We start from the raw sequence: 23,176 nt of genomic DNA on the forward strand, positions 1-23,176 counted from the left end.
AATAGAAATGTCATTAATAGATTTATCAAAACACGTTGCCCTAGGAATTGACATAGGCGGTACGAATACTAAGTTCGGAGTGGTTAACCATCGTGGGGAAGTTCTTGAAAAAGGAAACCTAAGAACAGACGCTTACGAAAAAGTAGAAGATTTTATAGATGCTTTATACCAAAAAATCCATCCTCTTATAGAACGTCATGGAAAAGAAAAAAATTTTGATGGTATAGGTGTAGGAGCACCCAATGGAAATTATTATAAGGGAACAATAGAACAAGCTCCCAATCTTCCCTGGAAAGGAGTAATTCCCTTTGGAGAAATGATGACCGCCAAGTTCAATATGCCTTGTACAATTACCAATGATGCCAATGCTGCCGCTTTCGGAGAAATGTTATTTGGAGCAGCAAGAGGAATGAAAGATTTCATTATGATTACACTCGGAACAGGTGTGGGAAGTGGAATTGTTGCCAGCGGTAAACTTATATATGGCCATGATGGCTTTGCCGGTGAACTCGGACATACTATTGTAAAACCAGGAGGCAGAAAACATTGGAGTACAGGATCTGAAGGCAGTCTTGAAGCATACGCATCAGCAACTGGTATTGCCATCACTGCAAAAAAAATGAGAGCAGAATTTCCCGAATCTATGCTAAACCAATATCCGGAAGAATCCATTAATTCGAAAACTGTACATGAATGTGCATTAAAAGGAGATCCGATTGCAATTGAAGTTTTTAGATATACAGGGCAAAAATTGGGAGAAGCATTGGCAAACTTTGTCATGTTTTCATCCCCAGAGGCCATCCTTTTGTTTGGAGGGGTTATTAAGGCAGGGGATTTTATAATAAAACCGGCTAAACTTTATATGGAAAGAAATCTTCTCCCTATATTTAGAAACAAAGTAAAGTTAGTTTTCAGTGAACTTGATGAAGCTGATGCTGCTATTCTTGGAGCAAGCGCATTAGTTTGGGAAAAATAATCTTTCATCATTATAACATTAATTATAAGCTAAACAATCTGTTTTTAGCTTTAGAGCTTTCTTTCAATCAATAGGAAAGAACTTTTATTAATTTGGACTTATATTACTAAAGTAATAAATAAAAATAACCAGACTATATATGGATAAGAATAACTTGGAAGAAATCATTTTTGGCGGTGGCTGTTTTTGGTGCGTAGAAAGCTGTTTTAATATATTAAAAGGGGTTGAATCTGCCATTTCAGGATACGCTGGTGGGCACCAAAGCCATCCAACTTACCAGGAAGTGTGTACGGGAGAAACTGGGCACGCAGAAGTTGTAAAAATCACTTATGATCCATCCATAATTTCTTATGAACAATTGATGGAAGTATTTTTCTTTCTTCACGACCCAACGCAACTTAATCGACAGGGTAATGATATAGGAACTCAATATCGCTCTATTATTTTTTATAAAGATGATATCGAGAAACAAAAAGCCGAGCAAGCCATTAAACGATCCGAAGCATCCGGAAAATGGAATGGCACCTACGTTACAGAACTAGCACCTTTTGAGAAATTTTGGCCGGCGGAACAATATCATCAAGGATATTACAATGCCAATCCCACCCAACCCTATTGCAGTAGTGTAGTAGGTCCCAAAATCCAAAAATTTAAAATCCATTTTGGAGAATTAGAAATGTTAGAAACAAGTTTATAATAAAAAAATGGCTGCCTTTTTAGACAGCCATTTCTATTTTTTTACCATCTCGGTATGCGGAATATCATCTTCTAAATATTTCTTTCCTGTATCTTCAAAACCAAATCCACCATAAAAGTTCAAGAGATAATCCTGTGCAGAAATTCTAATTTCAGAGGTATTAAACCTATTCTCAATAACGTCAATTGCAAATCTGATCAATTGTTTCCCTAAATTTTCCCCCCTGCCCTGCTCGGTAGTTAAAACCCTTCCTAAAGAAGCTTCATTATATTTAACACCTTTATTAAAGACTCTACAATAAGCTAAAATAGTCTCTTTTTCTTCAGCCCAAATATGGATTGCTTTTTGATCAAAACTATCCAAATCAGGATAAGGGCAATTCTGTTCAACAACAAAAACATCTACTCTCGCTTTTAAGACAGCATATAATTCTTCTACAGAAAACTCATGAAAGCTTTTAATTTTCCAAACCATATTATTCATCAAAACTCACATTATTGGATACTAGAAAATCATTTGTTTTTCCTATAAAATTCAAAATTTCGTCACATCCTTCTTTTTTTTCAGCAGAAGTAATGTATAATTCCGGTAGATCTTCCCATGTTCTATGTAGTTCAGCTTTATATGCATCCACATTTTTCACAACAGCATTACCTTTCAGTTTATCTGCTTTTGTAAATATAATCGAAAAAGGAATCCCGCTTTCTCCACACCATTGAATAAATTCTAAATCAATTTTTTGGGGATTATGCCTTACATCAATCAACACAAAAAGATTAACCAAATTCCTTCTATTTAAAATATAATTCGTGATTAATTTTTCAAAATCCTTTCTCTGAACTTTAGATACTTTTGCATACCCATACCCCGGCAAATCCGTTAAATACCAGCCATCATTTACTAAAAAATGATTGATTAATTGGGTTTTTCCTGGAGTTTGGGATGTCTTAGCTAAATCTTTTTTATTCATCATTGCATTAATCAATGAGGATTTTCCCACATTAGATCTCCCAATAAAAGCATATTCGGGTATATTCGGTTCTGGACACTCTTGCCATTTTCCACTACTTTTTACAAAATCCGCTGTTTTAATAACCATTTTCGAATATTTTTAGAAAAATAAACCACCAAGCGTCTTCTTGATGGTTTTATATATTTTACATTTTATCTTTTAACCAGCCATACAGAATTTCATTAAATTCATTTGGCTTTTCCATCATTGCTGCATGACCACATTTATCTATCCAAAATAAATCTGAATTGGGAATAAACTTATGCATATCTTGAGCAACTTCAGGGGGGGTTACATTATCTTGCTTTCCCCATATCAAGCAGGTCGGGGTCAAAATTTTAGGAAGATCATTTAGCATATTATGTTTAATAGCACTTCTTGCCAACATTACCGTTTTTATTCCTTTCATTCTATCATTTACCACTGAAAACACTTCGTCAACCAAGTCTTCTGTTGCTACCTCTGGATCATAAAAAACTTCTTCTGTCTTTTTTCTTATATATGATCTATCATTTTTTCTGGGGAAACTATCTCCAAAAGTTCTTTCGTATAAGCCTGAACTCCCTGTTAGAACCAGATTTTTCACCAAATCAGGTCTTGCTAATGTCAGAATAAGTCCAATATGTCCTCCCATTGAATTACCTACAATAGTTATAGGTTCAGAAATATGACTTTCTATAAACTTAATAATATATTTTGCAAGAGTTGTAAGATTCGTATTGAGAACTGGCAAATCATAGATAGGCAACTGAGGTACGTATACTTTAAAGCCTCTATCTGAAAAAAAATCCACCATTTTATCAAAATTACTCAACCCACCCATTAATCCGTGTAACAACACTAATGGACGTCCTTCCCCTGCTTCTACAAAGGTATATTTCTTTTCTTTTTTTGTACTAAATATCATAAAATGCCTAATAAAGCCCTGCAAAAATACAAATTAAACCTCAAAAAAATTTTGATATCTCTAATTTAAAGTAAAAATAATATAATAAAGCTGTTTTCAATAATTTTTTCAAACTCTCTTTGTTATGGCACAAATAACAGATTAAACAAGGTATTACATGCCAATAAGTTACACATTAAAAGCATGAATCAAAACAAAACTTATTAACATTAAGGGAAAAAGTGGGAAAAAGTGGGAATTATTGGAAATTATTGTATACATTTGTCCCAAATGGAAAATTTCATTGGAACATATGAGTGCAAAATTGACGACAAAGGCCGCTTAAAAGTTCCTTCATCTCTTATTAAACAGATGGAAAACTTCGACAATAAGGTTTTTGTAGTCAAAAGATCTGTGTTCCAAAATTGCTTAGAGGTTTATCCTATGAATGCATGGGAAAAGGTAATGAGCAAAATTAATAAACTAAACAGATTCATTAAAAAGAATGCTGATTTCATAAGAATGTTTACGGCAGGAGTAAAAACAGTAGAATTGGATAACGCAGGAAGATTACAGATATCGAAGGACTTAGCAAATTTTGCATCCCTTCATAAAGATATTGTAATTACAAGCGCAGGAGAACTTTTTGAAATTTGGAATAAGGAAACTTATGAAAAAGTTATTTCTACCAACGAAATTGATTTCGCGAGCCTTGCCGAAGATGTGATGGGCTCTTTCAATGAAGATAACCACGCTATATAAAAAGCGAAAAAACACAACTCAAACATGTATCATAACCCCGTTTTGTTGAAGCAAAGTGTTGATGATTTGGTAACAAATCCAGACGGAATCTATGTAGACTGTACTTTTGGTGGTGGTGGCCACTCAAAAGAAATATTGAGTAGACTCTCCCATGAAGGAAGATTATTTAGTTTTGATCAAGATTTAGACGCTCTTAAAAATAAAATTGATGATCCTAGATTTACACTGATCAATCAGAATTTCCGATTTCTAGAAAACTCATTATTAATGTATGGAATACATCAAGTTGATGGAATTTTAGCTGATCTTGGGGTCTCTTCTCATCAATTTGATGAAGCAGAAAGAGGATTCTCTACAAGAAGTAATGCTCCTTTAGATATGAGAATGAATGTGATGCAAAATCTAGATGCTAAAAGAGTAATTAATGAATACGAAGAAGAAGAGCTTGCTGACATTTTTTACCATTATGGCGAATTAAGAGAGGCAAGAAAATTGGCAAGAGATATTGTTCACCATAGAAAAGTAAAAAGCATACAAACTACCGAGGACTTAAAAAAACTTTTTAGTTATATCCCTCCTCACAAGGTTAATAAATTTTATGCTCAACTTTTTCAGGCTATAAGAATTGAAGTAAATCAGGAACTCGAAGTTTTAAAGGAAATGCTCGTACAATCATATAGCATACTAAAGCCTAATGGAAGACTGGTCGTAATTTCCTACCATTCATTGGAAGACCGTCTTGTTAAAAGGTTTTTAAAAAATGGAATGTTTGAAGGCGAACCTCAAAGAGATATATACGGAAATTATAAAAAGGCATTCGAATTATTAAAAAGTAAAGCAATAATTCCTGACGAAAAAGAAGTTGAAGAAAACTCGAGAGCAAGAAGTGCAAAAATGAGAATAGGAATTAAAGTTTAAATATTAGAAATTATAGTGTTATAAAAAACTGAACTTCAGTTGAGAAATTATTAAAATAGTTGTGGCAAAAAGACCAACATATCGTCCCCAAAAGAAATTGACTTTTATAGATATTATAAAAGGAAACTTCTTGAATCGTGATGAGATCAAGACACACTATAAATATTTTTCACTTCTTTTTGTTTTGATGATGGTGATGATTTATAGTAATCATTTAGTGAATAAAAAAATTGAAATTGTCAACGCTCTAAAAGAAGAAACAGAAGAATATAAATCAAGAAACGCATACGCACAAAGTAAACTTATAAAAGTAAAAATGGAATCTGAACTGGGAAAAGAAGTTGCTAAAGATTCTTTGATGACATTAGAAAATCATCCTCACAAATTGCTAATAAAACTGGACAAGACAGATGCAAAAGCAAAATGAATACGATAACAAACGTAAAAAAACGTTAAGATGGGGCTACCTCTTTGCAGTAGTAGCTTTAGGCGTGTTTATATTGTTTTTAACCAGAATTGTCATTCTTCAAAATACGAATGTCCAAGAAATAAAAGATGATTATATTAATAAAAATTATCGCGAGGCAACTTTAAAAGCGGCTAGGGGAAATTTATTTGCCTCCGATGGATCGATTTTAGCTACAACAGTAATGCGCTATGATATTTATCTCGACTTTAAAACAATAAAAGACACAATTTACAGTAATAATATCAGCGCTTTATGTGATTCTTTAGGGAAAATGTTTGGCAAGTCAAGAGGTGAGTTTAGGCAGAAATTTGACGAACAGCGGAAAAAGAAAAACCAATATTATACGTTGGTGAAAGGCTTAGATTATGATCAATACGACAGAATAAGAAAATTCCCAATCTTTAAAAGAGGTAAAAATAAAGGAGGATTCATCGTTGATAGAAATTATAAAAGAGAATTAGCTACAACAGAAATTGGAGCAGGCACGATAGGGATAGATAATGGCGAATATAGCTCTGGTCTTGAAGGCGCTTTCTCAAAGTATTTGAAAGGAACTGACGGAAAAAGGTTGGAGCAAAGAATCAATTCATCCCAATGGAAACCTATCGATTTTTGGAAAGTTCAGGAACCTATTGATGGGGAAGATGTATACACTACATTAGATCTTAGAATTCAAGATATTGCCCATTCCGCTCTTGAAAAACAACTGGTTAATTTTGAAGCAAAACATGGTACTGTAATTGTCATGGAAGTTTCTACCGGAAAGGTTCGTGCATTAGTTAACTTAAGAAGAACCGAATCCGGAGATTACGTAGACTCATATAATTATGCCTTAAAAGATAATATTGAACCAGGATCTACATTCAAAACCATTTCTCTCCTCGCTGCAATGGATGATGGATTCATTGATGAAAACACTACGGTCAATGTTGGAAATGGTGTCTGGACCTATGCAAAGCAAAGAATTTCAGATGGTCACGGGGGTGGAATTTACGACATTAGCGATGTTTTAGCAAAATCTAGTAACGTAGGAACTGCAAAGCTCATCACTAAATACTATGCAGATAAACCACAAATATTTCTTGATCATCTCAAACGATGGAAATTGTTTGATAAAATGGACATCGAACTTCCCGGAATTACAAAACCAAAAATTGTAACTCCAAAAAATAAAAGATGGAATGCCGCCACACTAGCTTCCATTGCATATGGATACTCATCTAACATCAACTTATTACAATTAGCAACTTTCTATAACGGGGTTGCTAATGGTGGTAAAATGCTGAAACCATTATTTATAGATAAGATTATGAAAGATGGTAGAGTTATGTATCAAGCTCAACCAGAAGTAATGGTAAATAAAATGGCTTCTGAAAAAGCTATCCAAATGATGACCAATGCTTTAACAAAAGCGGTAGAAAAAGGAACCGGACGTAGTATTTTTACTCCTAATTTAAAAATGGCAGGAAAAACAGGAACAGCAAGGTTCGAATATTGGCTTCCTGGTCCCATGAAATATCGAGCTTCATTTGCAGGCTTCTACCCCGCTGATAGCCCTAAATATACTTGCTATGTAATGATTAGTGAGCCCAATACAGCAAAAGGTTTTTATGGAGGAACTGTTTCAGCACCTGTATTTAAGGAAATTGCGGGAAAAACATTCCTAAAAACTCCACAAAATATTGAAAAAGAAATGCTGGTGGACAAAAAAGTTGATCTCAACAAAATGGTGGAACCCAATCTGAAAATATCAGTCAATAACAAGCAGATGCCCAATGTAGTAGGTCTAGTAGGCAAGAATATCATTCCACAATTAGAAAATCTGGGATACCGGGTTGACTATAAAGGAGTAGGAAGAATTAAAGAGCAATTTCCTTTGGAGGGAACCACTATAAGTAAAAACCAAAGGATTTATTTATCTCTACAAAATTAAAATATTAAGCATTAAAAAAGAAATGCAATTAATTGAATTATTAAATAGAATCCCCGTTTTAGAAACTCATGGTAATAATAATCGTGAGGTTTCGGGATTGGTGTTCGACAGTAGAAAAGTTACCAACAACTCTCTATATATTGCTATGAGAGGAACAACTGTAGATGGACATTCATATATTGCATCATCTGTAGAAAAAGGTGCTAAAACTATTGTCTGTGAAGAGTTTCCTACCCATATTGATGAGAATATCACTTACATTAAAGTAAAGGATACATCTAAGGTTTTAGGTCACTTAGCATCAAATTTCTATGGAAATCCATCAGAAAAATTAAAATTAATTGGGATTACGGGGACTAATGGGAAAACATCTGTTACGACGTTACTTTTTGATGTTTTCAAAAATTTAGGATATACCTCCGCTTTACTTTCTACTGTTGAAATTAGAATAGGAAATACAATAATTCCAGCTACCCACACTACGCCTGATGTCATTAGCATTAACCAAATTTTAGCTCAGGCTGTGAAAGAAGGCTGTGAATTTGCCTTTATGGAAGTAAGCTCTCATGGAATTTCTCAAAACAGAATAGAAGGATTACATTTTAAAATAGCAGGTTTTACAAACCTTACCCATGATCATTTAGATTATCACAAAACTTTTGATGAATATCTAAAAACAAAGAAAAGATTTTTTGACGAACTTGATAATACTGCTATCGCTGTTACCAATATTGATGACAGAAATGGAAATATCATGCTTCAAAATACCAAGGCAAAAAAGAAATCTTACGCCTTGAAGACAATGGCTGACTATCATGGAAAACTTTTAGAAGTTGACTTCAATGGAATGTTATTAAATTTTAATGGAAAAGAATTCTGGACAACATTAACAGGAAAATTCAATGTTTACAATTTGCTGCTTGTTTTTGGAATTGCTACAGAACTGGGTTATGAGCAAAATGAAGTTCTTCAGGCAATTAGTCAATTAAAAAGAGTTTCTGGAAGATTTGAAACCTTCAAATCAGATGGGGGTATTTTCTTTATTGTTGATTATGCACATACTCCCGATGCCTTAGAAAATATTTTGGATAGCATTAACGATATTCGAACTAAAAATGAGAGATTAATCACCGTTTTTGGTTGTGGAGGAGATAGAGATCATTCAAAAAGACCTGAAATGGGAAATATTGCGACAAAAAAGTCAACATTGGCAATTATTACCTCTGACAATCCAAGAACAGAAGATGCTAATCAAATTATAAAAGAGATTGAAGCAGGCGTTGAACCTCAAAATTTCAGCAAATACACTTCAATTCCCGATAGAAAAGAAGCCATAAAAATGGCCATAAAATTTGCAGAACCCAAAGACATTATATTGGTTGCTGGCAAAGGCCATGAAACATATCAAGAAATTAATGGTGTGAAGCATCATTTTGATGATAAGGAAATAATCAATGAACTTTGGAAATTAATGAGTAAGTAAGCTTAATTGAAAATTAAAAAGGAATCATGTTATACTATCTATATGAATATCTAACCAGTCAAGGAATCCATATACCGGGATTGGGAATGCTAAAATACATATCGTTTCGTGCAGGTATGTCCGTTTTATTTTCTTTGATTATTGCACTTGTTTACGGAAAAAGAGTCATCAATTATCTGAGAACAAAACAAATGGGTGAATTGGTCAGAGATCTGGGCTTAGATGGTCAGAAACAAAAAGAAGGAACCCCAACTATGGGGGGGCTGATTATTATTTTAGCCACTCTTATCCCTGTTTTACTATTTACTAGAATTACCAATATCTATATTGTACTTCTTCTTGTTTCCATGCTGTGGATGGGGGCTATTGGTTTTTTAGATGATTATCTAAAAAAAGTGAAAAAAAACAAAGACGGATTAAGCGGCAAATTCAAAATTGTAGGACAAGTTGGTTTAGGATTAATTGTAGGAATTACGATGTATTTTCACCCTGATATTACTGTTAAAAGAAAATATGCGGATGCAAAAGTAGTTAATCGGAATAACGTAGAACAGAATTTCATGCCTACAGAAAAAATAACCGTTTCTACCGTACCTTTTGCTAAAAATAATGAGTTTGATTATAGTGGAATTTTATTTTGGATGAATGATAAAGATGCCCATGAATGGGCATGGATTGTCTTTATCCCTATCGTAATTTTTATTGTAACAGCCGTGTCTAACGGAGCCAATATTACGGATGGAATTGATGGTCTCGCAGCAGGAACAAGCGTTGTCATCTTACTAACCTTAGCCTTGTTTGCTTATCTTTCCGGAAATATAATTTTTGCCGATTACCTCAATATTATGTTTCTTCCCAACATGGGAGAAACAACCATTTTTGCGGTAGCAATGGTGGGTGCTGTCATTGGTTTTTTCTGGTATAACACCTATCCTGCACAAGTTTTTATGGGAGATACGGGAAGTTTGATGCTAGGAGGAGTTATTGCAGTTCTCGCTATTATCCTAAGAAAAGAATTATTGATTCCTGTGTTATGCGGAATATTTTTAATAGAGAATGTATCTGTCATGCTTCAAGTAATTGTATTCAAATACAGAAAGAAAAAATATGGATTGGAGTATGCTCAGAACAATAGACTATTTAGAATGTCTCCCTTACATCATCATTATCAAAAAGGAGGATTCCATGAAAGTAAAATTGTGAATAGAATGATCATTATAGGCGTGATGTTGGCTATCGTATGCTTAATCACATTAAAAATGAGATAAACCTTGTAAAGTATATTAGTGTAAAAAAGATTAATATGAAAATAGTTGTTTTAGGAGGGGGAGAAAGTGGTTGCGGAGCAGCTTACTTAGCTAAAAAAAGAGGCTTGGAAGTATTTCTTTCAGACAAATCTGCTATTAAGGATAACTATAAACAGTTTCTCCTAGAAAATGAAATTGAATTTGAAGAAGGATATCACACTGAAGAAAAGATTTTAAGTGCAGATTGGATTGTGAAAAGTCCAGGAATTCCTAAAAAAGCAGAAATAATCTATAAAATTCAAGAAAAGGGAATTAGAATTTCATCCGAAATTGAATTTGCATCAGAGTTCACCGATGCAAAAATAATTGCCATTACAGGAAGCAATGGAAAAACAACTACAACGTCGTTAGTTTATTATATTTTAAAAAAGGATGAATTAAATGTAGGCTTAGGAGGAAATATTGGCTACAGCTTTGCGAAACAAGTTGCTGATGAAAATTATGAATATTATGTTTTAGAGGTAAGTTCTTTCCAACTAGATGATATCCAAAACTTCAGACCTTATATTTCTTTATTGTTGAATTTATCACAAGATCATTTAGATCAATACAATTATAACTATGAGGAATATGCACTTGCAAAATTTAGAATAACTGAAAATCAAGAGAATGATAATTTTTTCATCTATAATAAAGATGATGAAATGAGTAAGAGTATTCTTGAAAAGTTAGAAATAAAAGCAAAAATGATCCCTTTTTCTACAAAGGAGCAACTATCGGAAGGAGGATTTATTGAAGAGGATCAAATTGTAGTACAATTAAAAGACAAATTTTCAATGAAAATTGAGGAGTTATCTTTGCTTGGGACTCATAATATTGCAAATAGTTTAGCGGCATCAATCGCGGGTAAAATATTAGATGTTAATAATGAAAGTATAAGAAATTCATTAATGACTTTCCAAGCAGTTGAACATCGATTAGAGTTGGTAACAGAGATTAATGAGGTAAAATACATTAATGATAGCAAGGCAACTAACGTAAATGCCACCTACTATGCGTTAGAAAGCATGAAAACTCCCACTATTTGGATTGTAGGAGGATTGGATAAAGGAAATGATTATACCGAAATTGAAGACTTAGTCAAAAGGAAAGTAAAAGCAATTGTTTGTTTAGGAATTGATAATCATAAAATTATAAATTTTTTCAAAGAGAAAAAGGAATTCATTTATGATACATCAAGTATGAAAGAAGCTGTAAAAATATCAAAATCTTTAGCAACAAAAGGAGATACTGTTTTATTATCACCTTGTTGTGCAAGCTTTGATTTATTTAAAAGTTATGAAGACAGAGGTGGTCAATTTAAAGAACAGGTTTTAAAAGATTAAAAATAAAATATTGTCTGAAAGGTAAATATCATATTATTTAGTACAATGTACATGAATTCAATATTATGAACGAACAAGAAACAGAAAATAGATTTGAATTTCTAAAGGGAGATAAAGTTCTTTGGATGGTCATTCTTGTGATCTCTATTTTCTCTATTTTCCCTGTATACTCTGCAAGTTCGAATCTAGAATATATTGTAAATAACGGGACCACAACAGGTCACGTTATCAAGCATATGTTTTTTGTGATTTTAGGTTTGGGTATTATGAGAATTGTAGGAATGATAAAATATGAATACATCGGAAAGCTAAGCAGTATATTACTTGGTCTAATGATTATTTTATTGATTTTCACTATGTTTACTGGACAAACTATTGATGGAGCAAGTGCTTCCAGATGGCTAAAAATTCCAGGAACTCCTATTTCATTTCAACCTTCTTCGTTCGCATTCTTAATGCTTATTATTTATCTATGCAGATACTTAACAAAAAAAATTACGAGAGAGAGACTTCCAATCGAAAACATTACATACATTTTTGGACCCATTCTATTGGTATTTGTATTAGTTGCAAAAGATAATGGCTCTACGGCACTAATGATTTTGATGGTTTCCATAATTGTTTTGGTGATCGGTCAGCTTCATTGGAAATATATTACAGGGTTTATTTCGGCTTCATTTGTTGCGATTGTCTTGTTCTTACTCATTGCTCTAAATACGAGCCTGATTGGTGGAAATCGTGTTCATACATGGATGAGTCGTATAGAAACTTTTACCTCTAGCAAAACAAAACACGCGGATGTTGATGACGAAAGTGTAAAAGCAAAAAATTATCAGGTAATGCAAGCCAAAGCAGCGATTGTCCATGGGGGAATTACAGGAATTGGACCTGGAAAAAGTGCCTTAAAGCAAATGCTTCCACAATCTGCTTCTGATTTTATTTTTGCTGTAATTGTTGAAGAATATGGATTAATTGGGGCCGCTTTTCTCATCAGTTTATATTTGATCATGATGATTAGGATTATAATGATCGCAAGTAAAATGCCTGCCTTTTTTGGGTCATTACTTGTTCTCAGTCTTGGAGTTATGATTTTTATACAACTCTCTGTAAACATTGCTGTAGCAATCAATTTAATTCCGGTAACAGGACAGCCTCTTCCCTTAATAAGTTATGGGGGAACTTCCATGCTAGTCACCTACTTACAATTAGGAATTATATTAAATATAAGCTCACGAATACAAATATATGATGAAGAAGGTATGGGTAAAAAACAAAATATAGCGGAAATTAACGATATCGCTTAAGTACAAATAAGGGGAATGAACAAAAAGTTAAAAATATTATTATCTGGTGGAGGAACAGGAGGGCATATCTTTCCTGCTATAGCCATTGCGGACGAAATCAAGAAAAGATTTCCAGATTCAGAGTTTTTGTTCATTGGAGCCAATGGAAAAATGGAAATGGAAAAGATTCCACAAGCAGGATACAGCATAGAAGGAATTAACATTGCCGGAATAGATAGGGGAAATATACTATCCAATTTGAGTCTCCCTTTTAAAATTTTAAAAAGTTTATCCAAGTCCAAAAAAATTATTAAAAGCTTTTCTCCCGATTTTGCCATTGGTACAGGAGGTTTTGCTAGTGGACCGGCACTATATGAAGCCAGCAAATTAGGTATTCCCATTTTCATTCAAGAGCAAAATGCCTATGCTGGGATTACAAATAAAATTCTAAGTAAAAAAGCAAAGGCTGTATTTACAGCTTATCCACAAGTTGAGGGCTTTCCATCTGAAAAAATAAAATTTTTAGGAAATCCCATCCGTGAAAATATCATTTTTGGGATGCAAGAAACATCTCATGCAAAAGAAAAAATGGGATTAGACAAAGACAAACTTACCATTCTTTCCGTAGGAGGATCTTTAGGATCAAGAACTTTAAATAATGCATGGACAGCCCATTTAAATGATCTAAAAAATAAGGACTATCAGCTTATCTGGCAAACAGGAAAACTTGATTATAAAGATATCATTGAGAAAAACAAAAATAGTAATAACACTAATATCAAGATTGTCGAGTTTATTAAAGATATGGAAACGGCCTATTCTGCAGCGGATATAATTGTGTCGAGAGCAGGTGCAATTGCTATTTCAGAACTGGCTGTTGCACAAAGGCCCGTATTGTTGGTTCCTTTTCCTTTTGCAGCGGAAGATCATCAAACTAAAAATGCGATGAATTTGGTAGAAAGAAATGCAGCCAAAATGGTAAAGGATTCGGAGATACAAGAAAAATTCTGGGAGACATTATCAGAAATTACGGAGCACGAAAATGTAAGAAAAGAAATGGCTGAAAATATCACCTATTTTTCTAAGCCCAATGCAACAAAAGAAATTGTTGACGAGATATTTAAAATTATAAAAAATAGATTATAAATATATTCAAGTATATCAAATATGTTGAATACATTTCATAAAATAGAGTAATATATTAAAAATGAACATTTTAGAAACATATCAAAATTTTTATTTCGTTGGAATTGGAGGAATAGGAATGAGTGCTTTGGCACGCTATTTTAATGCTTCAGGGAAGCATGTATTGGGCTATGATAAAACCAACACTAAACTTACTCAACAGCTGATGAAGGAGGGAATTGATATTACTTTCGAGGATGACATTGACCAAAAAATCACATCTCTTTCAAAAGAGAATACATTGGTTATCTATACCCCCGCTATTAAGAAACTAGATATTCTAGATTACTTCAATGAAAATCAATTTGAAGTTTTAAAACGTTCCAAAGTATTGGGATTAATAACAGCTAATACCGAATGTATTGCTGTAGCCGGAACTCATGGAAAAACAACAACATCCACTCTTATATCACATTTATGTAAAGAAGCCGATTTACCTTTTTCATGTTTTCTAGGAGGAATTTCAGAGAATTTCAAATCGAACTTTTTATATAATGGATCAAAATATTCTGTAGTTGAAGCAGATGAATATGACAGAAGTTTTCTAAACCTTTCTCCAGATTGGGCTGTCGTTACCTCAACAGATGCTGATCATTTAGATATTTATGGTGATAAAACTCATATTGAAGAAGGATTCAAGCAATTTGCCCAACTGGTTCCCAGTGATAAAAAACTTTTTGTAAGAAAGGGGATTGAAATAGGTAGAGATCATTATACTTACGCTGTAAATGAAAATGCTGATTATTATTCGGATAACCTTAGAATGGATTATGATAAAATCTATTTTGATTTTCACACTCCAACCGAAACAGTAAAAGATTTTGTTTGGGAAATTCCAGGAATTCATAATGTAGAAAATGCAACGGTAGCCTTGGCTATTCTTTATAATTTAGGGGTAGATTTTGAGTCCCTAAAAAAAGCAATTGCAAATTTTAAAGGAATTAAAAGAAGATATACTAAACATATTTATCAGAACGGTAAAATTTATATTGATGATTATGCTCATCATCCGACAGAAATCAATGCAGTTGTGAGCTCAGTTAAAACATTTTACCCTGAAAAAAATATATTAATAGTCTTTCAACCCCATTTATTCAGTAGAACAAGAGATTTTGCAGATGGTTTTGCAGAAAGTCTCAGTAATACTGATGAATTAATTTTATTAGATATTTATCCTGCAAGAGAACTTCAGGAGAATTTTGAAGGAATCACGTCAGATTGGCTATTAGAAAAAGTGACATTAAATAAAAAAGAAGTATCGACATTAGCTGATGCTTTCAATAAAATAAAAGAAAAAGATTTTGATATTCTTCTCACAGTAGGTGCAGGAAATATAGACACTCTATATGACCCAATTTGTGAATGGATGAAAAATAATATAAATAAGAATTAATATTGAAATTTTACAGTTTCTGATATCTTATGTCCGAAATCTGTCATTATAAAGACAATGAAAAATAAATACAGAATATTAAAAATTGTTATCACAGTGATCATTCTTGGATTCCTGCTGAGTTTCTCATTGAAGAAATTCAGTAGTCAGACCATCACTGATAATAAAATTTCTGTAAAAATGAACGACAAAACAGCTGTTTATTTTATTGATGAAAAGGATATTAGAGAAATTATAAAAAAAGAAAACCCATCGCGAAAAGTGGGAGATTTAAATATTCCCTCTTTAGAAAAGACAATCAATGCCCTCCCTGCCGTAGATAGTGCGAATGTCTATTTAAATTTAAACGGAAAGCTAAATTTAATTATTGAACAGAGGGTTCCCATTTTTAGATTAAACAAAGACGGAAAAGACTTTTATGTAGATGAAAAAGGAATTGAATTTCCTATTTCGAAAGCCTATTCTCATCCATGTATGTTAGTTACTGGAAAAGTGGAGTCTGATGAATATGAAAAGCTAGCCGAATTAGTAAAAAAAATTGATGGAGATGATTTCAGTAGAAAGTATTTTATTGGGATTTCAAAAGATAATAATGACTATAACCTTCTAACTAGTGAAGGTAATTATAAAGTAGAAATTGGTGATTTGGATAATATTGACTTTAAAGTAAAAGGTTTTAAAACATTTGTGGAAAAGTATCTTGTCTATCAGGATCCGCAAAAGTATAATATGATTTCTGTAAAGTATCAAAATCAAATTGTAACTACATTAAACCCGCATTTTAAAGAAAATGATAGCATCTTAAAAGCAGCACATAAAGAACTTGCAAAAGCTCCTGCTTTAGTGATAGCTAAGAAGCATGAAACAAAACCAAAGCATGAGGTAAAAAAAGCAAGCTCAGGTTTATTAAAAAAGGAAACACTAAAACCAAAAACAGTAGTCGTCTCCTCGAAAGAAAATAAAAAAATCGAGAAGAAACCAACGACTGTAAAGTCGAAAACAAAAGATAAAGTCAAATAAAGAAAATCAAATCGATATAAAATGGAAAATCAAGAGTATTCAGTAGGTCTGGACATTGGGACAACAAAGATTGTCGCCATTGTCGGAAGGAGGAATGCGCACGGGAAAATAGAAGTTCTCGGAGTAGGAAAAGCGAAAAGTCTTGGGGTTCATAAAGGAATTGTGAACAATATTTCACAAACCATTAATTCCATAAAAGCAGCTGTATCCGAAGCACAATCCAGTGCCGGGGTACCCATTCGTAAAGTAACAGTTGGCATCGCAGGAAAACATATCCGTTCTTTGCAACACTCTGATTATATTATGCGTGAGCATCCTGACAAATTCATTACCGATGATGATATTGAGGCACTAAAAGAGCAAGTAAAGAAACTAGTCATGCTCCCCGGAGAAGAAATTATTCATGTTCTTCCACAGGAGTATAAAGTAGATTCGGAAGGTGAAATCCAAGAACCTATAGGTATGCATGGAAAGCGTTTAGAAGCCAATTTTCATGTCGTTGTAGGACAAATGGGTAGTATCCGAAACATTGCAAGATGCGTAAGAGAAGCCGGCTTAGAAATGGAAGCACTCACTTTAGAGCCTTTAGCTTCTTCTGAAGCTGTATTAACCAAAGAAGAAAAAGAAGCAGGTGTAGCCATCGTAGATATTGGTGGTGGTACTACAGATATTGCTATTTTTAAAGATAATATTATTCGTCATACTTGTGTAATACCCTATGGTGGTGGAATTATTACAGAAGATATAAAAGAGGGTTGTTCAATCATAGAGAAGCACGCAGAGCAATTAAAAGTAAAATTTGGTTCTGCAGTTCCTGAACTAGAAAAAGACAGCACTTATGTTACTATTCCCGGTCTTCATGGAAGACCTGATAAAGAAATTTCTTTAAAAACATTAGCCCAAATTATTAATGCTAGAGTAGAAGAAATTCTAGAAATGGTCAATACAGAATTGAAAGCATATGGAGCATTTGAACAAAAGAAAAAGCTAATTGCGGGAATTGTGTTGACTGGTGGTGGCTCAAACTTGAAACATCTTCGTCAGCTTGCTAACTATACAACAGGCTTTGACAGTAGAATTGGTTTTGCAAATGAGTATATTGCTAATGATAAAAATCAATATCTTAAAGGCCCTGAATTTGCAACTTCTATTGGATTACTGATGGAGAGTTTAAAAATTAGAGATAAAAAGCATAACGCCGTGATAGAAGAACTTCCAGTTAAAGAACAACCTAAGCAAAGTATCACTACCATGGTTGAAGAAACATTGCAAAATATAGAAGAGGAAGTTACCAATCAGGAGCCAAATACTCTAAATAAACAGCAGGAAAACAGAAAGGCTAAATTAACTTTTGGTCAGTCTCTCATGGAAAAAGTTAAAAAATTCTTTGAAGAAGTAGAATAAATTATAAATGATGTATGATAAGCGATAAACGATTTTTCTCTTATCAATTATCATTAATCAGTTATCATAAAAAGTATAGTTATGGAAAATATAGGTGCTCAAGGATTTTCATTTGATTTACCAAAAGGAAATTCATCAATTATAAAAGTAATCGGTGTTGGAGGTGGTGGCAACAATGCCCTTAAACACATGTACGAAAAAGGAATTCACGGGGTAGATTTCGTGATTTGTAATACTGATGCTCAAACTTTAGATAATAACCCTGTTGCTAATAAAGTCCAATTAGGAACAACTATTACGGAAGGACTAGGTGCTGGTGCCGATCCTGAAGTAGGAGAAAAATCAGCTATTGAAAGTATTGAAGAAATTAAAGCTGCCATGGGACAAAATACCAAAATGGTATTTATCACTGCCGGAATGGGAGGTGGAACAGGAACAGGAGCTGCTCCTGTGATTGCTAAGGTAGCAAAAGACATGGGAATTTTAACAGTAGGTATTGTTACAGTTCCATTTAGCTTTGAAGGGAAAAGAAGACTTGAACAGGCGGAGAACGGTCTAGATAAATTAAGAAATAATGTCGATTCATTAATTGTAATTAATAATGATAAACTAAGACAACAATTTGGAAATCTTGGATTTAAGCAAGGATTCTCAAAAGCAGATGAAGTTTTAACTAATGCTGCTAAAGGTATGGCAGAGGTTATAACAGGTTACTTTGATGTAAATATTGACTTTAGAGATGCTAAATCTGTTCTTCAAAACTCAGGTACGGCTCTTATGTCAACGGGTATTGCTTCTGGTGAAAATAAAGCTGAAGAAGCTGTTAAAAAAGCATTAGACTCCCCATTATTAAACGATAATAAAATTACGGGTGCTAAAAACGTATTATTATTGATTCGAAGTGGTGCTGAAGAAGTAACGATGGACGAAATTGGTGTTATCATGGATCACATCCAAAAAGAGGCAGGGAATACTGCGGATATCATTTTCGGGGTGGGAGCTGATGAGGAATTGGGAGATTCAGTAAGTGTACTTGTTATTGCGACAGGATTTTCAAATGACAATAAAAAATTTGCTGGGCCTACAGAAAAAATCAAAATTCGTTTAAATGACTCTTTTGATGCTCCTAAAGAATCTCCATTTAAAACAAGGGAAGAAAGAGAAGCAAATCCTGAAACAGTGCGTGATTTTGGAGGAAAGCATCTATTCAAATTAGAAGACGAAGATAATAACATTTCTCCTTTTAATAATTTATCTTCTGAAAAAAAAATGATCGCTGATCACGAAAGTGTAAAAACGGAAATTAAATTCTTTGATAGAGAAGATGGTATAACTACACCTCATGAAGGATGGACAGATGAGGAAGAACAAGAATCCTTTAATTTATTTTCTTATGATGAAGAGGAAGAGGATCCAAATGATTTAGAAATTCAATCTTTCAGCTTTGATTTTGAAGAGAAAAAAACAGATCAGAAAACAGATTCTTTTCACAATTCTCATTCACAAGAAAAACCCATCGAATTTAGCTTTTTTGTAAATGAACCTAAAAATGATTTTGGTCAGCCAAAAGCAGAATTTAAAACGCCAGAGAATACTCTGGTTGTAATCGATCAAGATTCTCTACAAAAAACGGAAAATTTCATCCAATCAAAAGAAGAATCTAAGGAAATTATTGAAGCTGAAACCGAGATGGAGAAACTATCAGAATCAGACTTCACATTCGTGAATAAAACAGTAGATCAAGAGAGAATAGTAGAAAGAAGGAATAAATTAAAAGAGTTTAATTCTCGTTATCAAAACTTTGATAGCTCTAGTGAATTTGAGTCTATACCTGCTTTCAAAAGAAAAAATATTTCTATTGAAGGTTCAAATGCATCAGATCAAAATATCAACAGTTTTTTATCTGACAATAATGGAATCATGCAAGTAAAGGAAAATAAATTTTTAAATAAAGATGTTGATTAAATCCTCTCTTGTTTTTTCCAGTAATAAATTATAATTATGAGTTTAGAAACTACGATAAATGAATCTATAAAAACAGCCATGAAAGAAAAAAACAAGGTTGCTTTAGATTCTCTCCGAGCTGTAAAAGCTCAAATATTATTATTAAAAACCGAAGCCAAGGGAGCAGATATTTCCTCAGAGCAAGAAATTGCTATTCTCCAAAGAATGGTTAAACAACGTAAAGATTCATATGAACAATTTACGGCTCAAGGAAGAAATGATTTGGCAGAAGTAGAAGACGCTCAGATGAAAGTAATTGAACAATTCTTACCCAAACAACTATCAATAGAAGAGCTAGAAGCTGAAATCAAAAAGATTATGAGTGAAGCTAATGCAGAATCTATTAAAGATTTGGGGAAAGTAATGGGAATCGCCTCAAAAGTGCTGGCTGGAAAGTCAGACGGAAAAAGTATTTCCGAAATGGCAAAAAAACTACTTTCATAATAATTGAGAACCTGTATACAGAAGTATACCATTCCAATTACCTTTAAAAAGGATATTCAACCTTTGCATATCGATTTGATTAAAGAAGCCCAAAATAAATTATTTTGGGCTTCATCTATTCTAAAAAAATGTTAGTTTTAAGCAGACTCATATATCGTGTTTGCTTGAGGGATGATTGTTAATCTTTTTTTCATGGTCGTTTGTTTTTAGAATCATTTCAAATTTAATAATTATTTTTAAATTTTCATAATTTATTTTTAAAATATTAATTAAATTATTAATCAATTAATATTTATTTAATTTTTATATACAAATAGACTAATAGTTTTTATATATCGTACTAACGTAAAGATTTTTTTAACTTTGCAATAGATTAAAAAATAAAAATATGTATCCAACAGATTTAGTAATGCCAATGAAGGCTGAACTTACAGATAAAGGTTTTGATGACTTGACTACTCCTAACCAAGTGGAACAAGCTTTAAAACAATCAGGGACAACACTACTTGTCATCAATTCTGTTTGTGGATGTGCGGCAGGAGCAGCAAGACCAGGAGTTGTATATTCTTTAACTGGAGATAAAAAGCCTGATCATTTAACTACCGTTTTTGCCGGATTTGATACAGAGGCCGTAGTAGAAGCAAGGAAACATTTAGCTCCCTTCCCTCCAAGCTCACCATGTGTAGCTCTTTTTAAAGATGGAGAACTAGTTCATATGCTAGAAAGACATCATATTGAGGGAAACCCAGCTGGTGCTATTGCAGCAAACCTTCAAGCTGCTTATGATGAATATTGCTAAAATATGCTAATAAAAAAGTCGTTACAAATAGTAACGGCTTTTTTATTTACAACACAATAAAAATATTACCTGGAAAACCAAATATCATTATATTTGTTGAAATGGCAACTAAAGCACTTTTCAATACTGTAGTCAACTGGTTTATTCGTCAAAGAATAGATCAGATTCAGAATTTCATGAAACATCCTATTGAGACACAAAAAGGGATACTCTTCTCTCAATTATTTCATGCAGAAGATACTGAATATGGCAGAAAATATGGTTTTAATTCAATTTCTAGTTATCAGGACTTTAAAAATAAAGTTCCCATTGTTACTTATGAAGATTTTGAACCTTATATTGAAAAAGCAAGACAAGGTTATAAGGACGTGAGCTGGCCAGGCTATATTAAGCATTTCGCAAAATCTTCCGGAACAACGAACGCCAAGAGCAAATTCATTCCTATTTCGTCAGAAAGCCTAGAATATTGCCATATGAAAGCTGGGAAGGATATGGTATCTATTTATGCCAATAACCATCCCGAGAATCAACTTTTCACTAATAAGAATTTAAGGTTAGGAGGAAGCTCAGAGCTCTATGCTGACTTTGATACAAAATTTGGAGATTTATCTGCAATTCTTATTGATAATCTTCCTTTTTGGGTAGAAATAACCACTACTCCCAGCAAAAAAGTTTCCCTTATGTCTGAATGGGAAAGCAAATTGAAAGCTATTGTTACTGAAGTAAAAAATGAAGATGTAGGAAGTATTTTAGGAGTTCCAAGCTGGATGATGGTCCTTTTACAGAAAATTTTACAAGAAACAACTATTGAAAATATCTCAGAGCTGTGGCCTAATCTGGAAGTTTTCTTTCATGGAGGAATAAGCTTTAAACCTTACCGGGAACAATATCAAAAAATCATTGGAAAAAATATTAATTACTATGAAATCTATAATGCCTCTGAAGGATTCTTTGGAATTCAAGATAGATCGAATAGTGATGAAATGCTTCTCATGTTAGACTACGGGATTTTTTATGAATTTATTCCCATGGAGCAATTTCATTTTTCAAATCCTAAAACAGTAAATCTTGAAGATGTAGAAGTGGGAAAAAATTATGCTATGGTTATTACCACCAATGGGGGGCTGTGGAGATATCTCATTGGTGATACAGTACTGTTTACCTCTACCAATCCTTTCCGAATAAAAATTACAGGTAGGACCAAACATTATATTAATGCTTTCGGAGAAGAACTCATGATTACAAACGTAGAGTCTGCCCTATCAAAAGCATGCAAACTTACAGGAGCTTGTATAAAAGACTTCACAGGAGCGCCCGTTTTTATGAAAAAAAATGAAAGTGGTGCCCATGAATGGATTTTTGAATTCAGTCAAAAACCAAGCGATTTAGATCGGTTCATTGATGTGTTTGATCAACATCTTAAAACCATCAATTCTGATTATGAAGCCAAGAGATATAATAATATGACTCTAAAAAGACCTATTGTACATATTGCTAAACCCAACTTATTTTATCAATGGCTAGAGTCTAAGGGAAAACTCGGTGGTCAAAACAAAGTTCCCAGATTAAGCAATGATCGAGAATATATAGAACCTCTTCTACAGCTAAATAAATAAAAAACCGCAGATAGATAAGACACTATCTCGTAAAGTGTGTAAGTTAAAAAGTTAGGCTTGGATTTTATAATCTGAGCCTTTTTTCAAAAATAAGCATAAATTGGTTGAGAACAATACCCCAATTTCGAATAGACATGGTCCATTTTTTAGTAGCTTCTTTTAAAGCGAGATACACTGATTTCATTACTGCATCATCTGTAGGGAAAGACATCTTGTTTTTGGTGTATTTTCTTATTTTTCCGTTGAGATTTTCAATTAAA

At 33.1% G+C, this 23,176-nt stretch carries 22 protein-coding genes; 18 read left to right on the forward strand and 4 right to left on the reverse strand.

Translation table 11 applies throughout. The features are described from left to right. Positions 1-7 precede the first annotated feature (7 nt). Entirely contained in the window at positions 8-976 is a 969-nt protein-coding gene (locus CHRY9293_RS12490) for an ROK family protein (protein ID WP_162033282.1), read from the forward strand. Positions 977-1,115: 139 nt separating this feature from the next. Next, complete coding sequence (gene msrA, locus CHRY9293_RS12495) at positions 1,116-1,673, forward strand: peptide-methionine (S)-S-oxide reductase MsrA (protein WP_162033283.1); 558 nt, start codon at positions 1,116-1,118, stop codon at positions 1,671-1,673. Positions 1,674-1,706: 33 nt separating this feature from the next. Here msrA and CHRY9293_RS12500 read toward each other — a convergent pair whose 3' ends face one another. Genes CHRY9293_RS12500 through CHRY9293_RS12510 form a run of 3 tightly spaced genes read right to left on the reverse strand, consistent with a single transcriptional unit; the run spans position 1,707 to position 3,592 of the window. Beyond that, positions 1,707-2,156 (reverse strand): GNAT family N-acetyltransferase, encoded by a 450-nt coding sequence (locus tag CHRY9293_RS12500; protein ID WP_162033284.1) that lies wholly within the window; start codon positions 2,154-2,156, stop codon positions 1,707-1,709. After that, a complete protein-coding gene (yihA, locus tag CHRY9293_RS12505) occupies positions 2,149-2,772 on the reverse strand; it encodes a ribosome biogenesis GTP-binding protein YihA/YsxC (protein WP_162033285.1) in 624 nt (207 codons plus the stop codon). The genes CHRY9293_RS12500 and yihA overlap by 8 nt, the downstream gene beginning before the upstream one ends. A gap of 58 nt (positions 2,773-2,830) precedes the next feature. Then, positions 2,831-3,592 carry an alpha/beta fold hydrolase gene (locus CHRY9293_RS12510; RefSeq protein WP_162033286.1) on the reverse strand — a complete coding sequence of 254 codons (762 nt, stop codon included), beginning with the start codon at positions 3,590-3,592 and terminating at the stop codon, positions 2,831-2,833. Between the two features lie 270 nt (positions 3,593-3,862). On the opposite strand from CHRY9293_RS12510, the gene mraZ reads away from it, so the two are divergent. The 16 genes from mraZ to CHRY9293_RS12590 all read left to right on the forward strand — a co-directional run bounded on the left by mraZ (position 3,863) and on the right by CHRY9293_RS12590 (position 22,916). After that, entirely contained in the window at positions 3,863-4,333 is a 471-nt protein-coding gene (gene mraZ / locus CHRY9293_RS12515) for a division/cell wall cluster transcriptional repressor MraZ (protein ID WP_162033287.1), read from the forward strand. Between the two features lie 24 nt (positions 4,334-4,357). Further along, the gene (gene rsmH, locus CHRY9293_RS12520) at positions 4,358-5,251 is read left to right on the forward strand and encodes a 16S rRNA (cytosine(1402)-N(4))-methyltransferase RsmH (protein WP_122545518.1); all 894 of its coding nucleotides are present in this window, start codon (positions 4,358-4,360) and stop codon (positions 5,249-5,251) included. Between the two features lie 61 nt (positions 5,252-5,312). Then, positions 5,313-5,678, forward strand: a complete 366-nt coding sequence (locus CHRY9293_RS12525) for an FtsL-like putative cell division protein (protein ID WP_122545519.1) — start codon at positions 5,313-5,315, stop codon at positions 5,676-5,678. After that, positions 5,662-7,653, forward strand: coding sequence for a penicillin-binding transpeptidase domain-containing protein (locus tag CHRY9293_RS12530; RefSeq protein WP_162033288.1), 1,992 nt, complete (start codon positions 5,662-5,664; stop codon positions 7,651-7,653). Before CHRY9293_RS12525 ends, CHRY9293_RS12530 begins: the two co-directional genes overlap by 17 nt. 22 nt (positions 7,654-7,675) lie before the next feature. Next, a complete protein-coding gene (locus CHRY9293_RS12535; RefSeq protein WP_162033289.1) occupies positions 7,676-9,136 on the forward strand; it encodes a UDP-N-acetylmuramoyl-L-alanyl-D-glutamate--2,6-diaminopimelate ligase in 1,461 nt (486 codons plus the stop codon). Between the two features lie 26 nt (positions 9,137-9,162). Further along, positions 9,163-10,404 (forward strand): phospho-N-acetylmuramoyl-pentapeptide-transferase, encoded by a 1,242-nt coding sequence (gene mraY / locus CHRY9293_RS12540; RefSeq protein WP_122545522.1) that lies wholly within the window; start codon positions 9,163-9,165, stop codon positions 10,402-10,404. A 35-nt stretch (positions 10,405-10,439) separates the two neighbouring features. Further along, the gene (gene murD, locus CHRY9293_RS12545) at positions 10,440-11,768 is read left to right on the forward strand and encodes a UDP-N-acetylmuramoyl-L-alanine--D-glutamate ligase (RefSeq protein ID WP_162033290.1); all 1,329 of its coding nucleotides are present in this window, start codon (positions 10,440-10,442) and stop codon (positions 11,766-11,768) included. A 65-nt stretch (positions 11,769-11,833) separates the two neighbouring features. Then, positions 11,834-13,072 (forward strand): FtsW/RodA/SpoVE family cell cycle protein, encoded by a 1,239-nt coding sequence (locus tag CHRY9293_RS12550; RefSeq protein WP_162033291.1) that lies wholly within the window; start codon positions 11,834-11,836, stop codon positions 13,070-13,072. Between the two features lie 15 nt (positions 13,073-13,087). Beyond that, complete coding sequence (gene murG / locus CHRY9293_RS12555) at positions 13,088-14,197, forward strand: undecaprenyldiphospho-muramoylpentapeptide beta-N-acetylglucosaminyltransferase (RefSeq protein ID WP_162033292.1); 1,110 nt, start codon at positions 13,088-13,090, stop codon at positions 14,195-14,197. 61 nt (positions 14,198-14,258) lie between these two features. Continuing rightward, complete coding sequence (gene murC, locus CHRY9293_RS12560) at positions 14,259-15,629, forward strand: UDP-N-acetylmuramate--L-alanine ligase (RefSeq protein ID WP_162033293.1); 1,371 nt, start codon at positions 14,259-14,261, stop codon at positions 15,627-15,629. 57 nt (positions 15,630-15,686) lie between these two features. After that, positions 15,687-16,649, forward strand: coding sequence for a cell division protein FtsQ/DivIB (locus CHRY9293_RS12565; protein ID WP_162033294.1), 963 nt, complete (start codon positions 15,687-15,689; stop codon positions 16,647-16,649). A gap of 21 nt (positions 16,650-16,670) precedes the next feature. Next, positions 16,671-18,053: a cell division protein FtsA gene (gene ftsA / locus CHRY9293_RS12570; RefSeq protein WP_162033295.1), complete on the forward strand. Its 1,383-nt coding sequence runs from the start codon at positions 16,671-16,673 to the stop codon at positions 18,051-18,053. A gap of 81 nt (positions 18,054-18,134) precedes the next feature. Beyond that, positions 18,135-20,018, forward strand: coding sequence for a cell division protein FtsZ (gene ftsZ, locus CHRY9293_RS12575; protein WP_162033296.1), 1,884 nt, complete (start codon positions 18,135-18,137; stop codon positions 20,016-20,018). Between the two features lie 36 nt (positions 20,019-20,054). Continuing rightward, positions 20,055-20,501, forward strand: a complete 447-nt coding sequence (locus tag CHRY9293_RS12580; RefSeq protein ID WP_162033297.1) for a GatB/YqeY domain-containing protein — start codon at positions 20,055-20,057, stop codon at positions 20,499-20,501. Positions 20,502-20,889: 388 nt separating this feature from the next. Further along, complete coding sequence (locus CHRY9293_RS12585) at positions 20,890-21,300, forward strand: BrxA/BrxB family bacilliredoxin (RefSeq protein WP_122545530.1); 411 nt, start codon at positions 20,890-20,892, stop codon at positions 21,298-21,300. Positions 21,301-21,401: 101 nt separating this feature from the next. Next, positions 21,402-22,916 (forward strand): GH3 auxin-responsive promoter family protein, encoded by a 1,515-nt coding sequence (locus CHRY9293_RS12590; protein ID WP_122635276.1) that lies wholly within the window; start codon positions 21,402-21,404, stop codon positions 22,914-22,916. Between the two features lie 64 nt (positions 22,917-22,980). Here CHRY9293_RS12590 and CHRY9293_RS12595 read toward each other — a convergent pair. Then, positions 22,981-23,176, reverse strand: a 196-nt coding sequence (locus CHRY9293_RS12595) for a transposase (RefSeq protein WP_162033298.1), incomplete at its 5' end; no start/stop codon positions are given.

The organism is Chryseobacterium potabilaquae, assembly GCF_902728265.1.
GTDB classification, from domain to species: domain Bacteria; phylum Bacteroidota; class Bacteroidia; order Flavobacteriales; family Weeksellaceae; genus Chryseobacterium; species Chryseobacterium potabilaquae.

What these genes read in the sequence shown, in the direction of transcription:
- CHRY9293_RS12490 (WP_162033282.1), top strand. Translation starts at nt 8, where the DNA reads ATGTCATTAATAGATTTATCAAAACACGTTGCCCTAGGAATTGACATA.
- msrA (WP_162033283.1), top strand. Translation starts at nt 1,116, where the DNA reads ATGGATAAGAATAACTTGGAAGAAATCATTTTTGGCGGTGGCTGTTTT.
- CHRY9293_RS12500 (WP_162033284.1), bottom strand. Translation starts at nt 2,156, where the DNA reads ATGAATAATATGGTTTGGAAAATTAAAAGCTTTCATGAGTTTTCTGTA.
- yihA (WP_162033285.1), bottom strand. Translation starts at nt 2,772, where the DNA reads ATGGTTATTAAAACAGCGGATTTTGTAAAAAGTAGTGGAAAATGGCAA.
- CHRY9293_RS12510 (WP_162033286.1), bottom strand. Translation starts at nt 3,592, where the DNA reads ATGATATTTAGTACAAAAAAAGAAAAGAAATATACCTTTGTAGAAGCA.
- mraZ (WP_162033287.1), top strand. Translation starts at nt 3,863, where the DNA reads ATGGAAAATTTCATTGGAACATATGAGTGCAAAATTGACGACAAAGGC.
- rsmH (WP_122545518.1), top strand. Translation starts at nt 4,358, where the DNA reads ATGTATCATAACCCCGTTTTGTTGAAGCAAAGTGTTGATGATTTGGTA.
- CHRY9293_RS12530 (WP_162033288.1), top strand. Translation starts at nt 5,662, where the DNA reads ATGCAAAAGCAAAATGAATACGATAACAAACGTAAAAAAACGTTAAGA.
- CHRY9293_RS12535 (WP_162033289.1), top strand. Translation starts at nt 7,676, where the DNA reads ATGCAATTAATTGAATTATTAAATAGAATCCCCGTTTTAGAAACTCAT.
- mraY (WP_122545522.1), top strand. Translation starts at nt 9,163, where the DNA reads ATGTTATACTATCTATATGAATATCTAACCAGTCAAGGAATCCATATA.
- murD (WP_162033290.1), top strand. Translation starts at nt 10,440, where the DNA reads ATGAAAATAGTTGTTTTAGGAGGGGGAGAAAGTGGTTGCGGAGCAGCT.
- CHRY9293_RS12550 (WP_162033291.1), top strand. Translation starts at nt 11,834, where the DNA reads ATGAACGAACAAGAAACAGAAAATAGATTTGAATTTCTAAAGGGAGAT.
- murG (WP_162033292.1), top strand. Translation starts at nt 13,088, where the DNA reads ATGAACAAAAAGTTAAAAATATTATTATCTGGTGGAGGAACAGGAGGG.
- murC (WP_162033293.1), top strand. Translation starts at nt 14,259, where the DNA reads ATGAACATTTTAGAAACATATCAAAATTTTTATTTCGTTGGAATTGGA.
- CHRY9293_RS12565 (WP_162033294.1), top strand. Translation starts at nt 15,687, where the DNA reads ATGAAAAATAAATACAGAATATTAAAAATTGTTATCACAGTGATCATT.
- ftsA (WP_162033295.1), top strand. Translation starts at nt 16,671, where the DNA reads ATGGAAAATCAAGAGTATTCAGTAGGTCTGGACATTGGGACAACAAAG.
- ftsZ (WP_162033296.1), top strand. Translation starts at nt 18,135, where the DNA reads ATGGAAAATATAGGTGCTCAAGGATTTTCATTTGATTTACCAAAAGGA.
- CHRY9293_RS12580 (WP_162033297.1), top strand. Translation starts at nt 20,055, where the DNA reads ATGAGTTTAGAAACTACGATAAATGAATCTATAAAAACAGCCATGAAA.
- CHRY9293_RS12585 (WP_122545530.1), top strand. Translation starts at nt 20,890, where the DNA reads ATGTATCCAACAGATTTAGTAATGCCAATGAAGGCTGAACTTACAGAT.
- CHRY9293_RS12590 (WP_122635276.1), top strand. Translation starts at nt 21,402, where the DNA reads ATGGCAACTAAAGCACTTTTCAATACTGTAGTCAACTGGTTTATTCGT.